Origin of the sequence: Streptomyces violaceorubidus, from assembly GCF_000717995.1 — a bacterium.
Lineage (GTDB): Bacteria > Actinomycetota > Actinomycetes > Streptomycetales > Streptomycetaceae > Streptomyces > Streptomyces violaceorubidus.
On record NZ_JODM01000023.1, the window covers coordinates 51,656 to 68,045 of the forward strand.

Genomic DNA, 16,390 nt, shown 5'->3' on the forward strand with positions numbered 1-16,390 from the left:
CTACGCCTCGGGGGTCTGTCTGCGTACAGGGCCCAGTCCGCTGTCGCGTTGCTCCAGAGCGCCGGAGCCAGGGCGCAGCGGCGACAGGGGCCAGAGCCCGGAGAGCGCACGGCCCCCTCGCGCTGACGACCCAGGCCCAGGCCCGGAGGTAGCGAAAGGCCCCCTCCCCGGCGGAGTAACCGCAGGCAGGGGGCCTACTCGTGGGCGCTTACTTCTTCTTGCCCTGGTTCTTAACCGCCTCGATCGCTGCCGCCGCCGCGTCCGGGTCCAGGTACGTGCCGCCGGGGTTCAGCGGCTTGAACTCGGCGTCGAGTTCGTAGGACAGCGGGATGCCCGTCGGGATGTTCAGGCCCGCGATGTCCGCGTCGGAGATGCCGTCGAGGTGCTTGACCAGGGCGCGGAGCGAGTTGCCGTGGGCGGCGACCAGGACCGTGCGGCCGGTGAGGAGGTCGGGGACGATGCTGTCGAACCAGTACGGCAGCATGCGGCTGACGACGTCCTTGAGGCACTCCGTCTGCGGGCGCAGCTCCGGCGGGAGCGTCGCGTAGCGGGCGTCGTCGAACTGGGAGTACTCGGCGTCGCGGTCCAGCGGCGGCGGCGGGGTGTCGTAGGAGCGGCGCCACAGCATGAACTGCTCCTCGCCGAACTCCGCGAGGGTCTGGGCCTTGTCCTTGCCCTGGAGGGCACCGTAGTGGCGCTCGTTCAGGCGCCAGTGGCGGTGGACCGGGATCCAGTGGCGGTCGGCGGCCTCCAGCGCGAGCTGGGCCGTGCGGATCGCGCGCTTCTGGACGGACGTGTGGACCACGTCGGGCAGCAGGCCCGCGTCCTTGAGCAGCTCGCCGCCGCGCGTCGCCTCCTTCTCGCCCTTCGGGGTGAGGTTGACGTCCACCCAGCCGGTGAACAGGTTCTTCTCGTTCCACTCGCTCTCGCCGTGGCGGAGGAGGATCAGCTTGTACGGTGCGTCGGCCATGCATCCGAGCCTAATCGACGCCCCTCACCGGCCGCGCGGGGTGCCCGAAGCGCGGACGGTTGACGGGAAGTGTTAATTGAATGGCCGTCCGCGCCGACACCTCCGTAAGTTGTGCTCACCGCTTCAGCCGCTTACAGCCGGTTGCAGCCACAGCCACAGCCACCCCGGGGGAACCTATGCCAGTCGCCGGACTCACCGGACTCAGACGTGCCGCACGCGAAACCGTCTCCGGGCTCCCCCGCGAGTTCTGGTGGCTGTGGACCAGCACCCTGGTCAACCGGCTCGGTGCCTTCGTCGCCACCTTCATGGCGCTGTACCTCACCATCGACCGCGGCTACTCCGCCTCGTACGCCGGTCTGGTCGCCGCCCTGCACGGGCTCGGCGGGGTGGTGTCCTCGCTGGGCGCCGGGGTGATGACCGACCGGCTGGGGCGGCGGCCGACGCTGCTCGTCGCGCAGGCCTCCACGGCCGTGTCCGTCGCGCTGCTCGGTTTCATGCGGGACCCGGTGGCCATCGCCGCCGTCGCCTTCCTGGTCGGCATGGCGAGCAACGCCTCCCGGCCGGCGGTGCAGGCGATGATGGCGGACATCGTGCGGCCCGAGGACCGGATCCGGGCGTTCTCGCTCAACTACTGGGCGATCAACCTCGGCTTCGCGGTCTCCTCCATGGCGGCCGGGTTCATCGCCGAGGTCAGCTATCTCGCCGGGTTCCTGATCGAGGCGGGGATGACGCTCGTCTGCGCCGTCCTCGTCTTCGTGAAGCTGCCCGAGTCGCGGCCCCCGCAGGAGAAGGCCGCCGACGCCCCGGGCGAGGAACCGGCCGTCTCGCTGTGGACCGTGCTGCGCGACGGGCGGTACATGAGCGTCGTCGGGCTGTCCTTCCTCGTCGCCGTGATCTTTCAGCAGGGGTACCTGGGGCTGCCCGTCGCGATGGGCGAGGCCGGGTTCACGCCCGCGGACTACGGGCTGGCCATCGCCGTCAACGGCGTGCTGATCGTCGTCCTTCAGATCCCCGTCACGCGGTTCATCGAGCACCGCGATCCGCGGCTGCTGCTCGTCGCCTCGTCGCTGCTGGCCGGGTACGGCTTCGGGCTCACCGCCTTCGCCGGGTCGGTCGGCGTCTTCGCCCTCACCGTGTGCGTGTGGACGCTGGCCGAGATCGTCAACGCGCCGACGCAGACCGGTCTCGTCGTCCGGCTGTCGCCCCTGCACGGGCGCGGGCGGTACCAGGGGATGTACTCCGTGTCCTGGGCGGTCGCCGCCCTGGTCGCCCCGTTGATGTCCGGGTTCGTCATCGACCACTGGGGCGCCGAGTGGCTGTGGGGCATCTGCGCCGTCGTCGGCACGGTGGCGGCGGCGGGGTACTGGGTGCTCATGCGGGGCCTGCCGGACGACGAGACGCCGGTTGCCCGGGACACGTCCGTCGCCCCCGCACCCCGGGTCGACGCCGGCGCCGTCTGATCCCGCCGCTCCCCGCTCACGGGTGCTCCGCGCCCACGGCTGCATCCGCGCCCACGCGTGCATCCTCGCCCACGGGTGCTCCGCACTCACGGGTGCATCCGCGCCCCCTTCAGCACCTTGTCCACCGCGTTCTTCGGGCCGTAGACGGCGAGGCCCACCAGGTCCAGGTCCGCCGTCGCCACGGCCCGTACCGCCGCCCGGTTGTCGCGGTCGTTGCCCGTGGTGAAGAGGTCGGACGTGAACAGGGCGCGGGGCAGGGCGCGCGAGAGCGCCCGCGCGTGGGCGGTGGTCAGGGTCTCCTTCGCGCCCTCGAAGACCAGCACCGGCTGGCGGAACATCGGCAGGTAGCCGACGGCGTCCGCGTCCTCGTAGGGCTCCCCGATCACCTCGGGGAACTGCCGGCCCAGGCCGCTGACCAGGAACGCCGTGACGTTGAGGCGCTGCCAGGTCTCCAGGTCCTCGCGCAGCAGTACGGCGATCTTGGTGTCGAAGCGGACGGGGGCCTCGGGCCCGGAAGTCTCCGGGGCTGCGTCGTGCGTGCTCATACGGTGAGACTGCCGACCCGCACCCCGCCCGGTCTTGTACGTTTTATGCATGGGCGGTCGATCGAAGGACCAGCGGAACGTCTCCGCCTGGCGCCCCCGCGTCCCGGGCATCGTCGAGGTCTTCCACGCCCACTACACCGAGTACGCCTACCCGATGCACGTCCACGACGCCTGGACGCTGCTCATCGTCGACGACGGCGCCGTACGGTACGACCTGGACCGGCACGAGCACGGCACCCCGCACGACACGGTGTCGCTGCTGCCGCCGCACGTGCCGCACAACGGCTCCCCGGCGACGCCGGACGGTTTCCGCAAGCGCGTGCTGTACCTGGACGCCTCCCGGCTGGGCGACGAGCTGATCGGACCGGCGGTGGACGCGCCCGACCTGCGCGACCCGGTGCTGCGGCGGCGGGTCGGGCAGTTGCACGCCGCGCTCGCGCTGCCCGGCGACGAGCTGGAGGCGGAGAGCCGGCTGACGCTGATCGGCGAGCGGCTGCGCACCCATCTGCGTCCCAGGGGCGACGGGGAAGCGGCGCGCCGGGACCCCGTGCTCGCCCGGCGGCTGCGGGAGTTGCTCGACGAGCGGGTCGTCCCGGGGATCGGGCTGGAGGAGGCCGCCGCGCTCCTGCCCGCCCATCCGGCGCATCTGGTACGGGCGTTCAGCGGCGCCTACGGCATCGCGCCGCACCAGTACCTGATGTCCCGCCGGGTCGACCGGGCCCGGCGGCTGCTGCTCGCCGGACGGTCCCCGGCGGACGTGGCCGGTGCCACCGGCTTCTACGACCAGGCCCATCTGACCCGGCACTTCAAGCGATGGGTGGGGGTCACGCCGGGGCGGTACCGGGCCAGCGGCGCCCGGAGCTGAGCCGCCGGGGGGATCAGTCGCCGGAGCGCTCGATCAGGTGCTGGAACGCCTCCAGGTTCCGCGTCGACTCGCCGCGCGCGGTGCGCCACTCGTACTCCTTGCGGATGGCGGAGGCGAAGCCCAGCTCCAGCAGGGTGTTGAAGGCGCCGTCGGCCGCTTCGAGGACCTGGCCGAGCAGGCGGTCGATCTCGTCGGGGGTGACGGCGGCCAGGGGGAGTTTCGCGGTGACGTAGATGTCGCCGAGGCGGTCGACGGCGTACCCGATGCCGTAGAGCTTGAGGTTGCGTTCCAGCAGCCAGCGGTGGACGGCCGGTTCGTTCTCGTCGGGGTGGCGGATGACGAAGGCGTTGAGGGAGAGGGAGTGCCGGCCGAGGAGGAGGGAGACGGTCGTCGAGAGCTTGCGGGTGCCGGGGAGCTTGACGACGTAGTTGCCGGGTGCCGGGCTCTCCCACTCCAGGTCGGCGTCCTTCAGCGCCCCCTCGACGACCTGTGCTGCCTTGTCCGGTGCCTCAGCCATGGTGCGAGCGTACGCGACGGCGGTGCGACTGGATCGCGGCCGTGTAGACGTCGGCGGTGGCGGCGGCGGCGCTGTCCCAGCCGAAGGACTGGGCGTGCCGGGCGGCGGCGTCGCCCATGCGGGGCGTCAGCTCGGGATTGTCGGCGAAATCCCGCAGGACGCGCGCGTAGGCGACGGGATCGTGCCCGTCGACGAGGCGGCCGGTGTGTCCGTCGCGCACCGCGACCGGGAGCCCGCCCACCGCGGCGGCGAGCACCGGCGTGCCGGCCGCCTGGGCCTCGATGGCGACGAGGCCGAAGGACTCGCTGTAGGACGGCATGACCAGCACGGACGCGGCCCGGAACCAGTCGGCGAGCTGTTCCTGGCCGACGGGCGGGCGGAAGCGCACGACGTCGGCGATGCCGAGCCGGGCGGCGAGCTTCTGGAGGCCCTCTGGCTTGGCGAGGCCGCTGCCGCTGGGCCCGCCCACGACGGGGACGACGATGCGCGAGCGCAGCTCGGGGCGTTCGTCGAGGAGTACGGCGACGGCGCGCAGCAGCACGTCCGGGGCCTTCAGGGGCTGTATGCGGCCCGCGAAGAGCGGGATGAGCGCGTCCTGGGGCAGGCCGAGGCGGGCACGGGCGGCGGCGCGGGCGTTGCCGTGCCGGCCGGGTCCGGGGACGGTGCCCTTGGGGAAGGGGCGGAACCGGTCGAGGTTCACGCCGGGGTGGACGACGGCGACCTTGCCGGGGTCGGCGGCGTAGTGGCGGACGAGTTCGTCGGCCTCCTCGGCGGTGTTGGCGATCAGCCGGTCGGAGGCGGCGACGATCTGGGTCTCGCCGATGACGCGGGCGGCCGGTTCGGGGGTGTCGCCGGCGGCCAGGTTGGCGTTCTTGACCTTGGCCATGGTGTGCATGGCGTGCACCAGGGGCGCGCCCCAGCGCTGGGCGGCGAGCCAGCCGACGTGGCCGGAGAGCCAGTAGTGGGAGTGCACGAGGTCGTAGTGACCGGGGCGGTGGCCGGCCCAGGCCTGCATCACGCCGTGGGTGAAGGCGCAGAGCTGGGCGGGCAGGTCCTCCTTCGCCAGTCCCTCGTACGGGCCCGCGTCGACGTGCCGGACGAGGACGCCGGGGGCCAGCTCGACGGCGGGCGGGAGGGCGGCGGCGGTGGCCCGCGTGAAGATCTCGACCTCGATGTTGATCGCGGCGAGACGCTGGGCCAGCTCCACGATGTAGACGTTCATGCCCCCGGCGTCGCCGGTGCCGGGCTGGTGGAGCGGTGAGGTGTGCACGGAGAGCATGGCGACGCGGCGAGGCCTGCGGTTCAGCCTCAGCCGCGGGGAGGCCGCCGGTGAGCGGCGCCCGAGCCTGCTGACGTACTGGCTCACGAGCCGTTCCTCCTCGCTGCGGGCATGCCGGTCGGAGGACGTGGGCTGCCCTCCAAGGGGTGGGAACACCGGACGGGCGGTGCTCCATTCCGGTTTTCCGACCTTTGCCGAATCATTACCGCCGATCGCTCAACCGTTCGAGGGCCGTCCGGGGCCCGGCCCGGCCGATGGCGGCGGGAGCCCCGCCACGGGAGGCGGGTACCACTCTGCGGGTACCACCATCCCGTCGACGAATGCCGGACGGTCCGCCGCATACCCTCGTAGTCATGCCACCCCGCGCCACCGCCACCCGCCCCGTGGGCACGGTCACGCGCGGGACGACGAATCCGAACCGGCTGCGCCGCATGGACCGCTGGATCGCGGCCGCGCACGGCGCCGAACTGCGCCGCGCCGCCGAGCCCGTCGCCGTCGACCTCGGCTACGGCGCGGCCCCCTGGACCGCCGTCGAACTGCTGCACCGGCTGCGCACCGTCGCGCCGCACGCGCGCGTGGTGGGCGTCGAGATCGACCCGGCGCGGGTGGCGGCGGCCCGGCCGTACGCGCGCGAGGGGCTCGATTTCCGGCACGGCGGCTTCGAGGTCCCCGTCTCCGCGCCCCCGCTGCTGATCCGCGCGGCGAACGTGCTGCGCCAGTACGACGAGGGCGAGGTCGCCGCGGTCTGGGGGCGGCTGTGCGCGCGGCTCGCGCCCGCGTCGGAGCACTCGCGCGGGGGACTGCTGGTCGAGGGGACGTGCGACGAGATCGGGCGCCGGCACGTATGGGTGGCGCTCGGGCCCGAGGGTCCGCGCACGGTCACCTTCGCGACCCGGCTCGGCTCGCTGGACGCCCCCTCCGACCTGGCCGAACGGCTGCCGAAGGCGCTCATCCACCGCAATGTCCCCGGCGAGGCCGTGCACGCCTTCCTGCGCGACTTCGACCGCGCCTGGGCGGCCGCCGCGCCCTACGCCTCCTACGGCGCCCGGCAGCGCTGGATGCGGGCCGTGCGGGACCTGACGGCCGACTGGCCGGTGGCGGACGGGCCGACGCGGTGGCGGCAGGGCGAAGTGACGGTGCGCTGGGAGGCGTTGGCACCCCGCGCGTGAACCGGCGGCGCCGGCACGGACGACGGCGGCCACAGGCCGACACGGACGACCGGGGCCGACACGACACGGCCGACCGCGAGCCGGGAACGATCTCCGAGCGGCGTTCGTCACACATCGGGGATGCGGAAGAGAAGCAGCAGGAAAGCAGGAGGAAAGCACGGCCTCTGTCGCTTTTCGCGTCGCCGTGGCACGATCCCCCGAGCGACCTATGTTACTGACGGTTAATCAGTTGGGGGGCGAGGTATGCGTACGGGGAAGCGTGGCTTGACGACCGCTGCCGTGACCGTGGTCTGCGCGATCACCGTGCTGGCGGCACCGGGCACGGCGCTCGCGGACCCGGGCCCCTCGGCGTCCTCGTCGGCGTCACCCGCACTGGGCGGCCCCGGCGCCTCCGCCACCCCGACCGCCCCGGCCGCCACGCCCGGCAAGGGCAAGGGCAAGGATCTGGAGGCCGTGCGCGAGAAGCTCGACAAGCTCTACCGCGCGGCGGCCTCGGCGACGGAGGAGTACAACGCCGCCGAGGAACAGGCCGAGAAGCAGAACGCCCGGATCGTCGAGCTGGCCAAGAAGATCGTCAAGGGCCAGGAGAAGCTGGACGGGCTGAAGGACCGCGCGGGAGCCGCCGCCCGCGCCCAGTACCGCACCGGCGGCCTGCCCGACGGGGCCAAGCTGGTCCTGAGCGAGGACCCCGAGGACTTCCTCGACGGCACCGGCCGGGTGATCCAGGGCCACCGGGCCACCAAGGGCCTGCTCGGCGAGCTGACCCGCGCACAGGAGGACCTGAAGACCTACGCGGCGGACGCCTCCGCCCGCTTCGAGGAGCTGGAGGCGAACCGCAAGGCCAAGGCCACCGCCCAGAAGAAGATAGAGCAGCGGATCGCGGCGGCCGAGAAGCTGGAGTCCGAGCTGGAGAAGGAGGAGAAGGAGCGCCTCGCCCGGCTGGAGAAGGAGGCGCAGGCCAAGGCCCAGACCGCCTGGCTCGACTCCGGCATCCTCGATGACCTCGACGCCGGGGCGACCGAGCGGGGCCGCAAGGCGGTCGAGTACGCCACCGCCCAGATCGGCAAGCCCTACCAGTGGGGCGCCGAGGGCCCGAAGTCCTACGACTGCTCCGGGCTGACCTCGCAGGCCTGGGTGTCGGCCGGGCGGGCGATCCCCCGCACCTCGCAGCAGCAGTGGAAGCAGCTCAGGCACATCGGCATCGAGGACATGCGCCCCGGCGACCTGATCATCTACTTCGACGACGCCAGCCACGTCGGCATGTACGTCGGTGACGGCTCGATGGTGCACGCCCCGCGCCCGGGGCGCTCGATCACCCTCGCCGGAGCGGGCTCGATGCCGATCCTCGGCGTGGTCCGGCCGGACACGGCCCCGGCGCAGGCGCCCGCGCCCAAGGGGTGACGCGCGCCACGCGTGACGCGCCGGGCGCGTGAGGCGGGCCACGTGACCCAGTCCACGCCCGGCACCCCGCCCCGCGTGACGTTCGTCATCCCGGGTCTCCGGCCGAGGTGTCCAACTGCGGGGGATTAGGCGGCATATGACAGGGGCCGATGGTCGCCCGACGTGTTCTGGACCATTCCGCAGCGGCGCCGACACCCGCTATGGTCCCCGTCGGTGGGTCGAGGTCCCTCGCCCCGCCATGCCCTCGGGGGGAGGGAAGGAAACCAAGACGATGCCCGTACCCGTACCGCGGCAGAGGGCGATCCCGGCCGTGGAGTGTGGTCAGGCGCCCGCCGCGTCCCCGGACAGCGGCCCTTCCAAGGAACAGGCCCCGCCCGGGACGCACCCGGCCGAGCACCCCACCGGCCGGCGAGAGGACCCCACGGAGAAGCGCGAGAAGCCCACGGACACCAGCCCCGAAACCCGCACCGGCGTCGGCCTCGCCACAGACCCCGGCACCGGCACCGGCACCGACCGGACGCACGGCGGCCGGACGGAGAGCGCGGCTCCCACGAACCTGACCGTGCTGCTGATCGAGGACGATCCGGCCGGTTCGCCGATCGTGCCCGACCTGCTCGACCAGTCCGGCAAGCCGATCCGCATCCGCACCGCGCGCAACCTCACCGAGGCCGGGCGGCTGCTGACCGACGACGTCCACTGCATCCTGCTGGACCTCGCCCTGTCGGCCCCCGCCCCGGCCCGCACCGGCACCGGCACCGACGGCGGTGGCCACGGCAACGGCGGCGCGGCGGACGACGACGAGCTGGCGGTGCTCCGGCACGTCCTGGAGCTGGCACCCCGGCACGCCGTGCTCGCCCTCACCTCCTCCAGCGACGCCGAGCGCGGCGCCGAGGCGGTGGCGGTCGGCGCGCAGGACTACCTGTTCCGCGACGAGCTGGACGGCCGCCTGCTGAGCCGGGCGATCCGCTACGCCGTCGAGCGCAAGCGGTCCGACTCGGCGGAGCGGCGGCTGGCCGAGGGCAGGCTGCGTGCGCAGGAGAACCGCCGCCTGGAGCGCGGCCTGCTGCCGACCCCGCTGCTCGCCGGGTCCCCGCTGCGCTTCGCCGCCCGCTACCGTCCGGGCCGCTCGCGCGCGCTGCTGGGCGGCGACTTCTACGACGTCGTCCGCACTCCGGACGGCACCGTGCACGCCATGATCGGCGACGTCTGCGGGCACGGCCCGGACGAGGCGGCGCTCGGTGTGGAGCTGCGGATCGCCTGGCGGGCGCTGACCCTGGCGGGGCTCTGCGGCGACCAGCTGCTGGGCACGCTCCAGCAGGTGCTGGAGCACGAGCGCTCGGACGACGAGATCTTCGCGACGCTGTGCGCCGTGGACATCTCCCCGGACGGCCGCCGCGCGGGCCTGTGCCTGGCCGGGCACCCGTCCCCGCTGCTCAGCCGCCCGGGCATGCCCGCACGGCTGCTGCCCTACGACAACAACGGCCCGGCGCTGGGGCTGCTGCCGGGCGCCCGCTGGCCGCGGATGCAGGTGGAGCTCGGCGCCGAGTGGAGCCTGATGCTCTACACCGACGGTCTGATCGAGGGCCACGTCGGCGGGGGCCGGGAGCGGCTCGGCCAGGACGGCATGGTGGAGATGGTGCGCCGTCAGATCGCCGAGGGCCTGACGGGCGAGGACCTGCTGCGGACGACCGTCAACGAGGTCCGCGAACTCAACGGCGGCGAGCTGGCGGACGACCTGGCCGTGGTCCTGCTGGACCGGACGGCCTGAGCCGCCCGGTCCCGAAGACCGCCCGCGCGGGCAGTCCCCTCAGCGTCCGCCGTTGTACGGGCCGTAGGGGCCGTCGCTGCTGGAGCCGCGGCGGCTGTTGCGGCCACCGCCCGACAGGCCGCGCAGTGCGGGCCGTACGTCGACCATGTACACGATCGTCGCGACGAGCCCGATGATCGGCAGGAACGACAGGATGTTGAAGATCAGGTTCACCACGAAGGCGAGCCCGAGGATGATCAGCCAGAAGGGCTTGGTCTTCTTGTCGGCCGCGCGGTAGGCGTCCTCGCGGCGCGTGGCGGCGTCGATCAAAGCGAAGCCGCTGAAAAGGATCAGGGCGATGCTCAGCAGCCACATGAAGCCTGCGAACCCCTGCATCAGCACAACGTCCACCACCAGATTCGGATCGTCATTTAGCGGTCACCGTACCCGCAGAACGGGCCGGGCACCCCAAGGGTGCCCGGCCCGCTCCCCGCTCGTCGCGCCCTGCCCTACTTGGCGGGCGGCGTCGTCTTCTTGGCGGTGGTGCTCTTCTTGGCCGGGGCCTTGCGCGGGGCGGGCGTCTTCTTCGCCGCGGCCGACTTGTCCTCGGTGACCCGGACCGGCTCGGACTTGGCCGTCGCGGGCTTGGCCGGGGCGGCGGGCTTGGCCGGGGCGGGCTTGGCCGGCTCGACGGCCACGGCGAGGTCCTCCACGTCCTCGGCCAGGTCCTCGATGCCGTCGGCGGCCTGGCCGCGCCAGGTGCGGACCGCCTGCTCGCCACGCTCGGCGACCTTCTCGTAGGCCTCCCGCGCCTTGACGGCGTACTCGGCGGCGACGCCGACGGAGCGCAGCGCGAGGTCCTGGGCGGTCTCGCCGAGCTTCTTGAAGTCGGCGTCGAGGTTGCCGAAGAGCTCGTTGGCCTTGGCCTGGAGGCTGCCCTGGGTCTCCTTGACGCGGGCCGTCGCCTTCTCCTGGACGGCCTTCGGGTCGGTGTTGCGTACGGCGTCGATCCGCGCCGGGGCCTCCGCGCGCAGCTGCTCCACCAGCACCGGCACCTTCTTGGCCTGCTGGAAGGCGAGGTCGGCGGTGCCCGCGGCGAAGTAGAGCGGGGTGGGGTCGCTGAAGGTCTTGCGCAGGTCGTCGGTGATGGCCATGGTGATGGTCCTCCGGAATTGCTTATGAATGAGGGTTTTTTACTGTTTCCGCTCCGTCGACAACGGCATCGGCGTCGGTGTCGGTGTCGGCTTCCGCGTCGGCCCCGAACCCGTTCTCCTTGCGGAAGGACTCGTAGACCTGGAGCAGCACCTGCTTCTGCCGCTCGTTCAGCGAGGGGTCGGCAAGGATGACCGCACGCGTCTCCACGTCGTCCCGGTCCCGCTCCGCGTCGAGGATCCCGGCGCGGACGTACAGCGTCTCGGCGGAGATCCGCAGCGCCTTGGCGACCTGCTGGAGCACCTCCGCGCTCGGCTTGCGCAGCCCGCGCTCGATCTGGCTCAGGTACGGGTTGGACACGCCCGCGGCATCGGCGAGCTGCCGCAACGACAGCTGCGCGTTGCGCCGCTGCTCGCGCAGGTACTCACCGAGGTTGCCGACGTTGAGCGATGCCATGACTCCACCATGCAGCACCTTGCTAACTATTGCAAGCACCGCGCTTGCAAGAGTGCGCCCACCCTCGCCCGCCCGCCCTCGCGCGCCTGCCCTCGAGCGCCCGCCGGTCCCGCCCGCTCAGCCGCGGCCCGCGGCCCGCCTCCGGGACCACGCGGCGGCGTCGGCGCCGTACCGGACGAGGAGGCGGGCGAACTGGACGCGCTCCTGGGGCGACCAGGCGGCGGTGATCTCCTCGAACGCCTCGCGCTGTTCGGCGGCGAACCGGTGGCGTTCGGCCTCGCCGTACTCGGTGAGTTCGAGCACGGTGCGGCGCCCGTCGGACTGGGACGCCGCCCGGCGCAGCAGCCCCTCCTCGATGCAGGCGGCGACGGTCCGGCTGGCCACCGGCTGGGCGACGCCCATCTCGGCCGCGAGGCCGCCGACGGTCGTCTCGCCCGGCGCGTCGGCGATCACGTTGAGGACCAGGTTGCGGGAGAGGTCCCTGCTCGAAGCCGGAGTGCGCCGCCGCAGGCGCGACAACGCCGGGCCGATCTGGTCCAGCGCCGGGTCGTCGGCGGTCCGGCCGGGGGAAGACGCGCTGCTCATGCCCCGAGTCTAGGCCGCTCCCCCGTGTTTGCATACCTCTCGGCAACTGCATAGCATCAGGTATGTAAATGTGGACGAGCCAGGAAACGAGGCGGACTGCCATGGCACTCACCGCGATCACCGACGCGCAGGTATTCGACGGGGAGAAGACCGTAGGCGTGCGGACCGTGGTCATCGACGGCACGAGGATCGCCCGCGTCGGCGGCGAGGTCCCCCGGGACTGCGAGGTCGTCGACGGCGGCGGCGCCACCCTGCTCCCGGGACTCATCGACGCCCACGTCCACTCCGCCCCGGGTTCCCTGGCGCTGGCCCTGCGGTTCGGGGTGACGACCGAGCTGGAGATGCAGGGGATGAACACCCGGGAGAACCGCGGGTCCATCACCGACGACGACACCCTGGCCGACGTGCGCTCCTCCGGGTTCGCCATCACCCCGCCCGGCGGCCACCCGAGCGAGCTGATGCCCGAGGGGTTCCGGCCGAAGTGGGACCTGCCGCCGGTGATGCCGCTGATGCCGTTCTCCACGACTCCGGAGGAAGCCGCCGCCCATGTGCCGCAACTCCTCGCCCGGGGTTCGGACTTCATCAAGTTCATGATCGACGACGGCACCGTGGAGGGGCATCCCGGGCTGCCCTCGCTCGACCGGGCCACCCTGAACGCCGGTGTGGCCGAGGCCAGGAAGTACGGCGCCCTCACCGTGGCGCACGCCCTGACCCTGGAGGCCACCCGGATGGCCGCGGAGGCGGGCGTCGACGGCGTCACCCACGTCTTCATGGACCAGCCGCACACCGCGGAGATCATCGACGTCATCCGGGACGCGGGCATGTTCGTCATCCCCTGCATCACCCTCAACGCCTCGATGATGGGCATCACCGGCGCCGAACTCGCCGACGACCCCCGGGTCGCCGCCCGCCTCGACGACCGGTGGGACCGGACCCTGCGCTCCAGCTACGACCGCTACCCGCAGGGCCGCCTCGACGACGTCTACGCCACCGTCCGCGCCCTGGACGCCGCCGGGGTCGACGTGCTGGCCGGGACCGACGTGTCGATGCCCGAGACCTTCTTCGGGGGCCTGGCCCACGGAGCGAGCCTGCACCACGAGTTGCAGTACCTCGTGGCGGCCGGCCTCACGCCCTCGCGGGCCCTGCGCGCGGCCACGGCGACCACGGCCCGGCGCTTCCGCCTCGGCGACCGGGGCCGCGTCGCCGAGGGGTTGCGCGCGGATCTGCTGCTGGTCGACGGCGATCCGACCGTCGACATCGGCGACACCCTCAACACGCGCGCCGTCTGGCGCCGCGGCACCCGCCTGGCGGCCTGAGCACGACGGCATCCCGCCGCGGGCCCGGAACCGCTCAGCGTGCCGTGGCGTGCCAGGTGCGCAGCGCCTCGACGACCTGCTCCCGGTCCGGTACGTCGACCAGCCGCAGCGGCTCGCGGGCCCGCCGTACGGCTCGCTCCACCCGGTTGGCGGCGGCCTGGAAGTGCTCCGGGCCCGCGTCCTCGGGCAGGGCGGTCGCCGCGCGCATGATGTCGGGGAACACCGACTGCGCGTACTCGTACGCGAGGTAGACGGGAAGGTCCTCGTGCAGCCCGGCGGCGAGGGCCGTGAGCCCGGCGTCCGCCATGGCCTCGGCCCACAGATCCACCATGCGTCCCTGCTCCTCCTTCCCGTACGCCATGCGCACGAGGTGGGTGGCGAGGTCGTGCAGCGGGTCGCCGAGTATGGCCAGCTCCCAGTCGATCACCGCGAGGCGCTTGCGGCGCACGACCACGTTGGCCCGGTGGACGTCCGTGTGCAGGAGGCGGAAGGGGCGTGCCGTGCGGCAGCGGTGCCGGGCGGCGAACCGGGCCATCGCGTCCTCGGGGACCCCGGCCGCGTCGAAGAGCGCGCCGAAGCGGTCCCGGTTCGGCCGGTGCACCCGCCGCTCCGTGAAGTCCACCAGCCACTCCAGGAACCCCTGGGTGTCCCCGTCCTGCGGCCACCCTTCGGGGCGGGCCGGCAGTTCCGCCACGGGCACGCTCGCGGTCCGGACGAAGAAGGACGCGAACGACCGCATGAGCTCCTCGCCCACCCGTCCGCTCGGACCGCTGTCGCTGAGCACCCGGCCGGTCCGGTAGCCGTGCACGGAGCCGCCCCCGAGGTCGGCCAGGCAGGGCGGCACCTCGCGCAGATGGCGGCAGACGACCCCGAGCACCTCCGCCTCCCTCGGCCAGATGCGCGGCACCACCTCCACCGCCGGCAGCGGAACCCGGTACTTGAAGCGGGTGAAGGGCACGGCTCCCAGCAGCAGCGCCAGTACCAGACCCGAGCGCCGGACGTAGTTGACGTTGTGGTGCCCGGTGAGCACCTCACCCCTCCCGCGGAGTCTCCGGGACTCCACGAGGTGGTGCACGAGCGCCTTGCGCGCCCGGTGTGGCAGACGGTGCATGGCCGGAGAGTAGCGCCTTGGGTCCGTCGCCCAGGGCCGCGTGACGAAGGTGTTCCCCGGCTCAGGCGGGCGCGGGCGTGCCGTGCTCCCACAGCAGCCTGAGCACCGGCTCCAGGGAGTGCACGACCGATTCCGCGCCCGCCTCCCGGAGGACCTTCGCCTTGCGCTCGTTGTGGCCGTAGCCGAGGAAGGGGACGCCGGCCCGGCGGGCGGCCATCAGGTCGGAGGCGGAGTCGCCGACCATCAGGGCCTGGGCGGGGGCGACGCCCATCGCGCTGAGGGCGCGGTTGAGGCAGTAGGGGTCTGGTTTGAGGAGCTGCGGGTCCTGGGTGCGGCCGTAGATGTGGGGGGCGAAGCAGCCCAGCAGGCCCCGGGTCGCCAGGTACTCGCCCACCACGCGCGGCGCGTTGTTGGTCGTGACCGCGAGGCCGACGCGCAGGGCCGACCAGGTGCGGATCAGGGCGTCCGCGTACGCGGTCGGCCACGCGGTGGGCACGGCCCGCAGCTCCTCCCGGGTCAGCCGTTCCTCGAACTCGGCGACCAGGTCGCTCTGCCGGTGTCTGCGGTTGACGGCGGCGAGCAGCACGTGCGGGTCCGGGTGGACCTGCTCCTCCCGGGTGAGCAGGTCCTTCAGGCCCAGCCGCTCCAGCCAGTCCACCAGTTCGCCCGCCACCCGGTCGGCCGAGTAGCCCGCGAACAGTCGGCAGATGGGGCCGTCGAAGTCCCACAGGACGACGCGGGCACCCACGACCAGGTCCCGCAGTCCCTCGGACTGCCTGGACTGCCCGGACTGCCCGGACTGCCCGGACTGCTCGGCCCGCTCGGCCCGCTCGCCCGCCGGTTCCGTCTGATCCGTATCGGAAGTCACTAGGAGAGTGTCATCTCCGTGGTGATGGTTTCCCAGAGGGCGTCGAACCACTTCTGTGATTCCTCCACGAACATCGACTCCCGGTGGCCGCTGCGCTTCAGGAACGAGAACAGCAGCGACTGGGAGCCGAGCGCGTCGTACATCTCCAGCGTCCGGCTCTCGTACTCCTCCTCGCGCCGGGTCACCATGTAGTAGCCGAAGAGGGCTTCCTCGCCGTTGAGCAGGTAGAGCTTGCTCGTCGGGGTGAACGGCAGGGCGCGGAAGGCGATGCGCACGTCGACGCGGTGGGTGGAGCGCACGGCGTGCAGGTTGTGCCTCAGGACCCGGGCCTGGGCGTTGCGCATCTGCAACCAGCGCTGGTGGACCGGGTCGTCCTCCTCGTCCTCGACCAGGACGGGGAAGGCGAGTGCGATGTCGCGGGAGGGCATCAGGACGCGGAAGTCGATGGACTCCGGGCGGATGCGGCCCTCGTGGATCAGGCGGAGCGGCTCGCTGAGGGCCAGCATCAGCGTCTCCGAGGTGTGGCACACCACGTCGATCCGGACGTGCGGCACCGCGAACGCCTGCGCCAGGCGCGGCCCCAGCGCGACCATCGTCGGCTGCGGTTCGGCCCGCGGCGTGGTGGGCTCGGCGATGCGGGGCGGGCTGCCCTTGCTGACGTTGGTGAGCAGGCCGTCCTCCTGGAGCGCGCGCAGGGCCTGGCGGACGGTGCCGCGCTCCACGCCGAACTCCTCGGCCAGCTCGGCCTGGGTGGGCAGGCGGTCGCCCGCCTTGAGCTCTCCCCTGCGGATCCGCTCCCGCAGGGCCTCCGCGATCTCCTGGGACGAGAGCCTTCTGCCACCGTTCACCGACACGTTCTCCTGAGTCACGACCAAACGTTACAACTCCGACCTACCTAGAGGGAGTTGTTTGAAACTTGTTTATAGGTAGTAGCCAAGTGGGGACAACC

The 16,390-nt window shown here is 72.6% G+C and carries 17 protein-coding genes; 6 read left to right on the forward strand and 11 right to left on the reverse strand.

Annotation, left to right across the window (positions count from 1 at the left end; all coding sequences use genetic code 11):
• Positions 1 to 208: 208 nt before the first annotated feature.
• The gene (locus IE94_RS0123905) at positions 209 to 970 is read right to left on the reverse strand and encodes a phosphoglyceromutase (protein WP_030187890.1); all 762 of its coding nucleotides are present in this window, start codon (positions 968 to 970) and stop codon (positions 209 to 211) included.
• Between the two features lie 176 nt (positions 971 to 1,146).
• Between IE94_RS0123905 and IE94_RS0123910 the strand changes: the two genes are divergently transcribed.
• A complete protein-coding gene (locus IE94_RS0123910) occupies positions 1,147 to 2,430 on the forward strand; it encodes an MDR family MFS transporter (protein WP_030187892.1) in 1,284 nt (427 codons plus the stop codon).
• Positions 2,431 to 2,516: 86 nt separating this feature from the next.
• On the opposite strand, the gene IE94_RS0123915 is transcribed toward IE94_RS0123910, so the two are convergent.
• Positions 2,517 to 2,975 carry a DUF2000 domain-containing protein gene (locus IE94_RS0123915; protein ID WP_030187896.1) on the reverse strand — a complete coding sequence of 153 codons (459 nt, stop codon included), beginning with the start codon at positions 2,973 to 2,975 and terminating at the stop codon, positions 2,517 to 2,519.
• Positions 2,976 to 3,024: 49 nt separating this feature from the next.
• On the opposite strand from IE94_RS0123915, the gene IE94_RS0123920 reads away from it, so the two are divergent.
• On the forward strand, positions 3,025 to 3,840 hold the full coding sequence (locus IE94_RS0123920) for an AraC family transcriptional regulator (RefSeq protein ID WP_030187898.1): 816 nt from the start codon (positions 3,025 to 3,027) through the stop codon (positions 3,838 to 3,840).
• Between the two features lie 13 nt (positions 3,841 to 3,853).
• On the opposite strand, the gene IE94_RS0123925 is transcribed toward IE94_RS0123920, so the two are convergent.
• Entirely contained in the window at positions 3,854 to 4,357 is a 504-nt protein-coding gene (locus tag IE94_RS0123925; protein ID WP_030187900.1) for a type III secretion system chaperone family protein, read from the reverse strand.
• Positions 4,350 to 5,723, reverse strand: coding sequence for a D-inositol-3-phosphate glycosyltransferase (mshA, locus tag IE94_RS0123930; protein WP_030187902.1), 1,374 nt, complete (start codon positions 5,721 to 5,723; stop codon positions 4,350 to 4,352). Before mshA ends, IE94_RS0123925 begins: the two co-directional genes overlap by 8 nt.
• 266 nt (positions 5,724 to 5,989) lie before the next feature.
• Between mshA and IE94_RS0123935 the strand changes: the two genes are divergently transcribed.
• From IE94_RS0123935 to IE94_RS0123945, 3 genes are all read left to right on the forward strand, one after another.
• Positions 5,990 to 6,805 carry a class I SAM-dependent methyltransferase gene (locus tag IE94_RS0123935; RefSeq protein WP_030187904.1) on the forward strand — a complete coding sequence of 272 codons (816 nt, stop codon included), beginning with the start codon at positions 5,990 to 5,992 and terminating at the stop codon, positions 6,803 to 6,805.
• A gap of 243 nt (positions 6,806 to 7,048) precedes the next feature.
• The gene (locus IE94_RS0123940; RefSeq protein ID WP_030187906.1) at positions 7,049 to 8,206 is read left to right on the forward strand and encodes a C40 family peptidase; all 1,158 of its coding nucleotides are present in this window, start codon (positions 7,049 to 7,051) and stop codon (positions 8,204 to 8,206) included.
• 271 nt (positions 8,207 to 8,477) lie between these two features.
• Positions 8,478 to 9,974 carry a PP2C family protein-serine/threonine phosphatase gene (locus tag IE94_RS0123945; protein ID WP_030187908.1) on the forward strand — a complete coding sequence of 499 codons (1,497 nt, stop codon included), beginning with the start codon at positions 8,478 to 8,480 and terminating at the stop codon, positions 9,972 to 9,974.
• 39 nt (positions 9,975 to 10,013) lie between these two features.
• On the opposite strand, the gene IE94_RS0123950 is transcribed toward IE94_RS0123945, so the two are convergent.
• The 4 genes from IE94_RS0123950 to IE94_RS0123965 form a co-directional block, all read right to left on the reverse strand.
• Positions 10,014 to 10,349, reverse strand: a complete 336-nt coding sequence (locus tag IE94_RS0123950; protein WP_030187915.1) for a DUF2516 family protein — start codon at positions 10,347 to 10,349, stop codon at positions 10,014 to 10,016.
• Between the two features lie 113 nt (positions 10,350 to 10,462).
• Positions 10,463 to 11,107 (reverse strand): hypothetical protein, encoded by a 645-nt coding sequence (locus tag IE94_RS0123955; RefSeq protein WP_030187921.1) that lies wholly within the window; start codon positions 11,105 to 11,107, stop codon positions 10,463 to 10,465.
• A 22-nt stretch (positions 11,108 to 11,129) separates the two neighbouring features.
• On the reverse strand, positions 11,130 to 11,561 hold the full coding sequence (locus IE94_RS0123960) for a helix-turn-helix domain-containing protein (protein WP_037923394.1): 432 nt from the start codon (positions 11,559 to 11,561) through the stop codon (positions 11,130 to 11,132).
• 117 nt (positions 11,562 to 11,678) lie between these two features.
• A complete protein-coding gene (locus IE94_RS0123965) occupies positions 11,679 to 12,146 on the reverse strand; it encodes a MarR family winged helix-turn-helix transcriptional regulator (protein ID WP_030187925.1) in 468 nt (155 codons plus the stop codon).
• Positions 12,147 to 12,247: 101 nt separating this feature from the next.
• On the opposite strand from IE94_RS0123965, the gene IE94_RS0123970 reads away from it, so the two are divergent.
• Positions 12,248 to 13,462: an amidohydrolase family protein gene (locus IE94_RS0123970; RefSeq protein WP_030187928.1), complete on the forward strand. Its 1,215-nt coding sequence runs from the start codon at positions 12,248 to 12,250 to the stop codon at positions 13,460 to 13,462.
• A 34-nt stretch (positions 13,463 to 13,496) separates the two neighbouring features.
• On the opposite strand, the gene IE94_RS0123975 is transcribed toward IE94_RS0123970, so the two are convergent.
• From IE94_RS0123975 to IE94_RS0123985, 3 genes are all read right to left on the reverse strand, one after another.
• Positions 13,497 to 14,573 (reverse strand): phosphotransferase family protein, encoded by a 1,077-nt coding sequence (locus tag IE94_RS0123975; protein WP_030187930.1) that lies wholly within the window; start codon positions 14,571 to 14,573, stop codon positions 13,497 to 13,499.
• Positions 14,574 to 14,634: 61 nt separating this feature from the next.
• Positions 14,635 to 15,441 (reverse strand): HAD family hydrolase, encoded by an 807-nt coding sequence (locus IE94_RS0123980; RefSeq protein WP_425337981.1) that lies wholly within the window; start codon positions 15,439 to 15,441, stop codon positions 14,635 to 14,637.
• Positions 15,441 to 16,316 (reverse strand): winged helix-turn-helix domain-containing protein, encoded by an 876-nt coding sequence (locus IE94_RS0123985; protein ID WP_030187934.1) that lies wholly within the window; start codon positions 16,314 to 16,316, stop codon positions 15,441 to 15,443. Before IE94_RS0123985 ends, IE94_RS0123980 begins: the two co-directional genes overlap by 1 nt.
• Positions 16,317 to 16,390 lie beyond the last annotated feature (74 nt).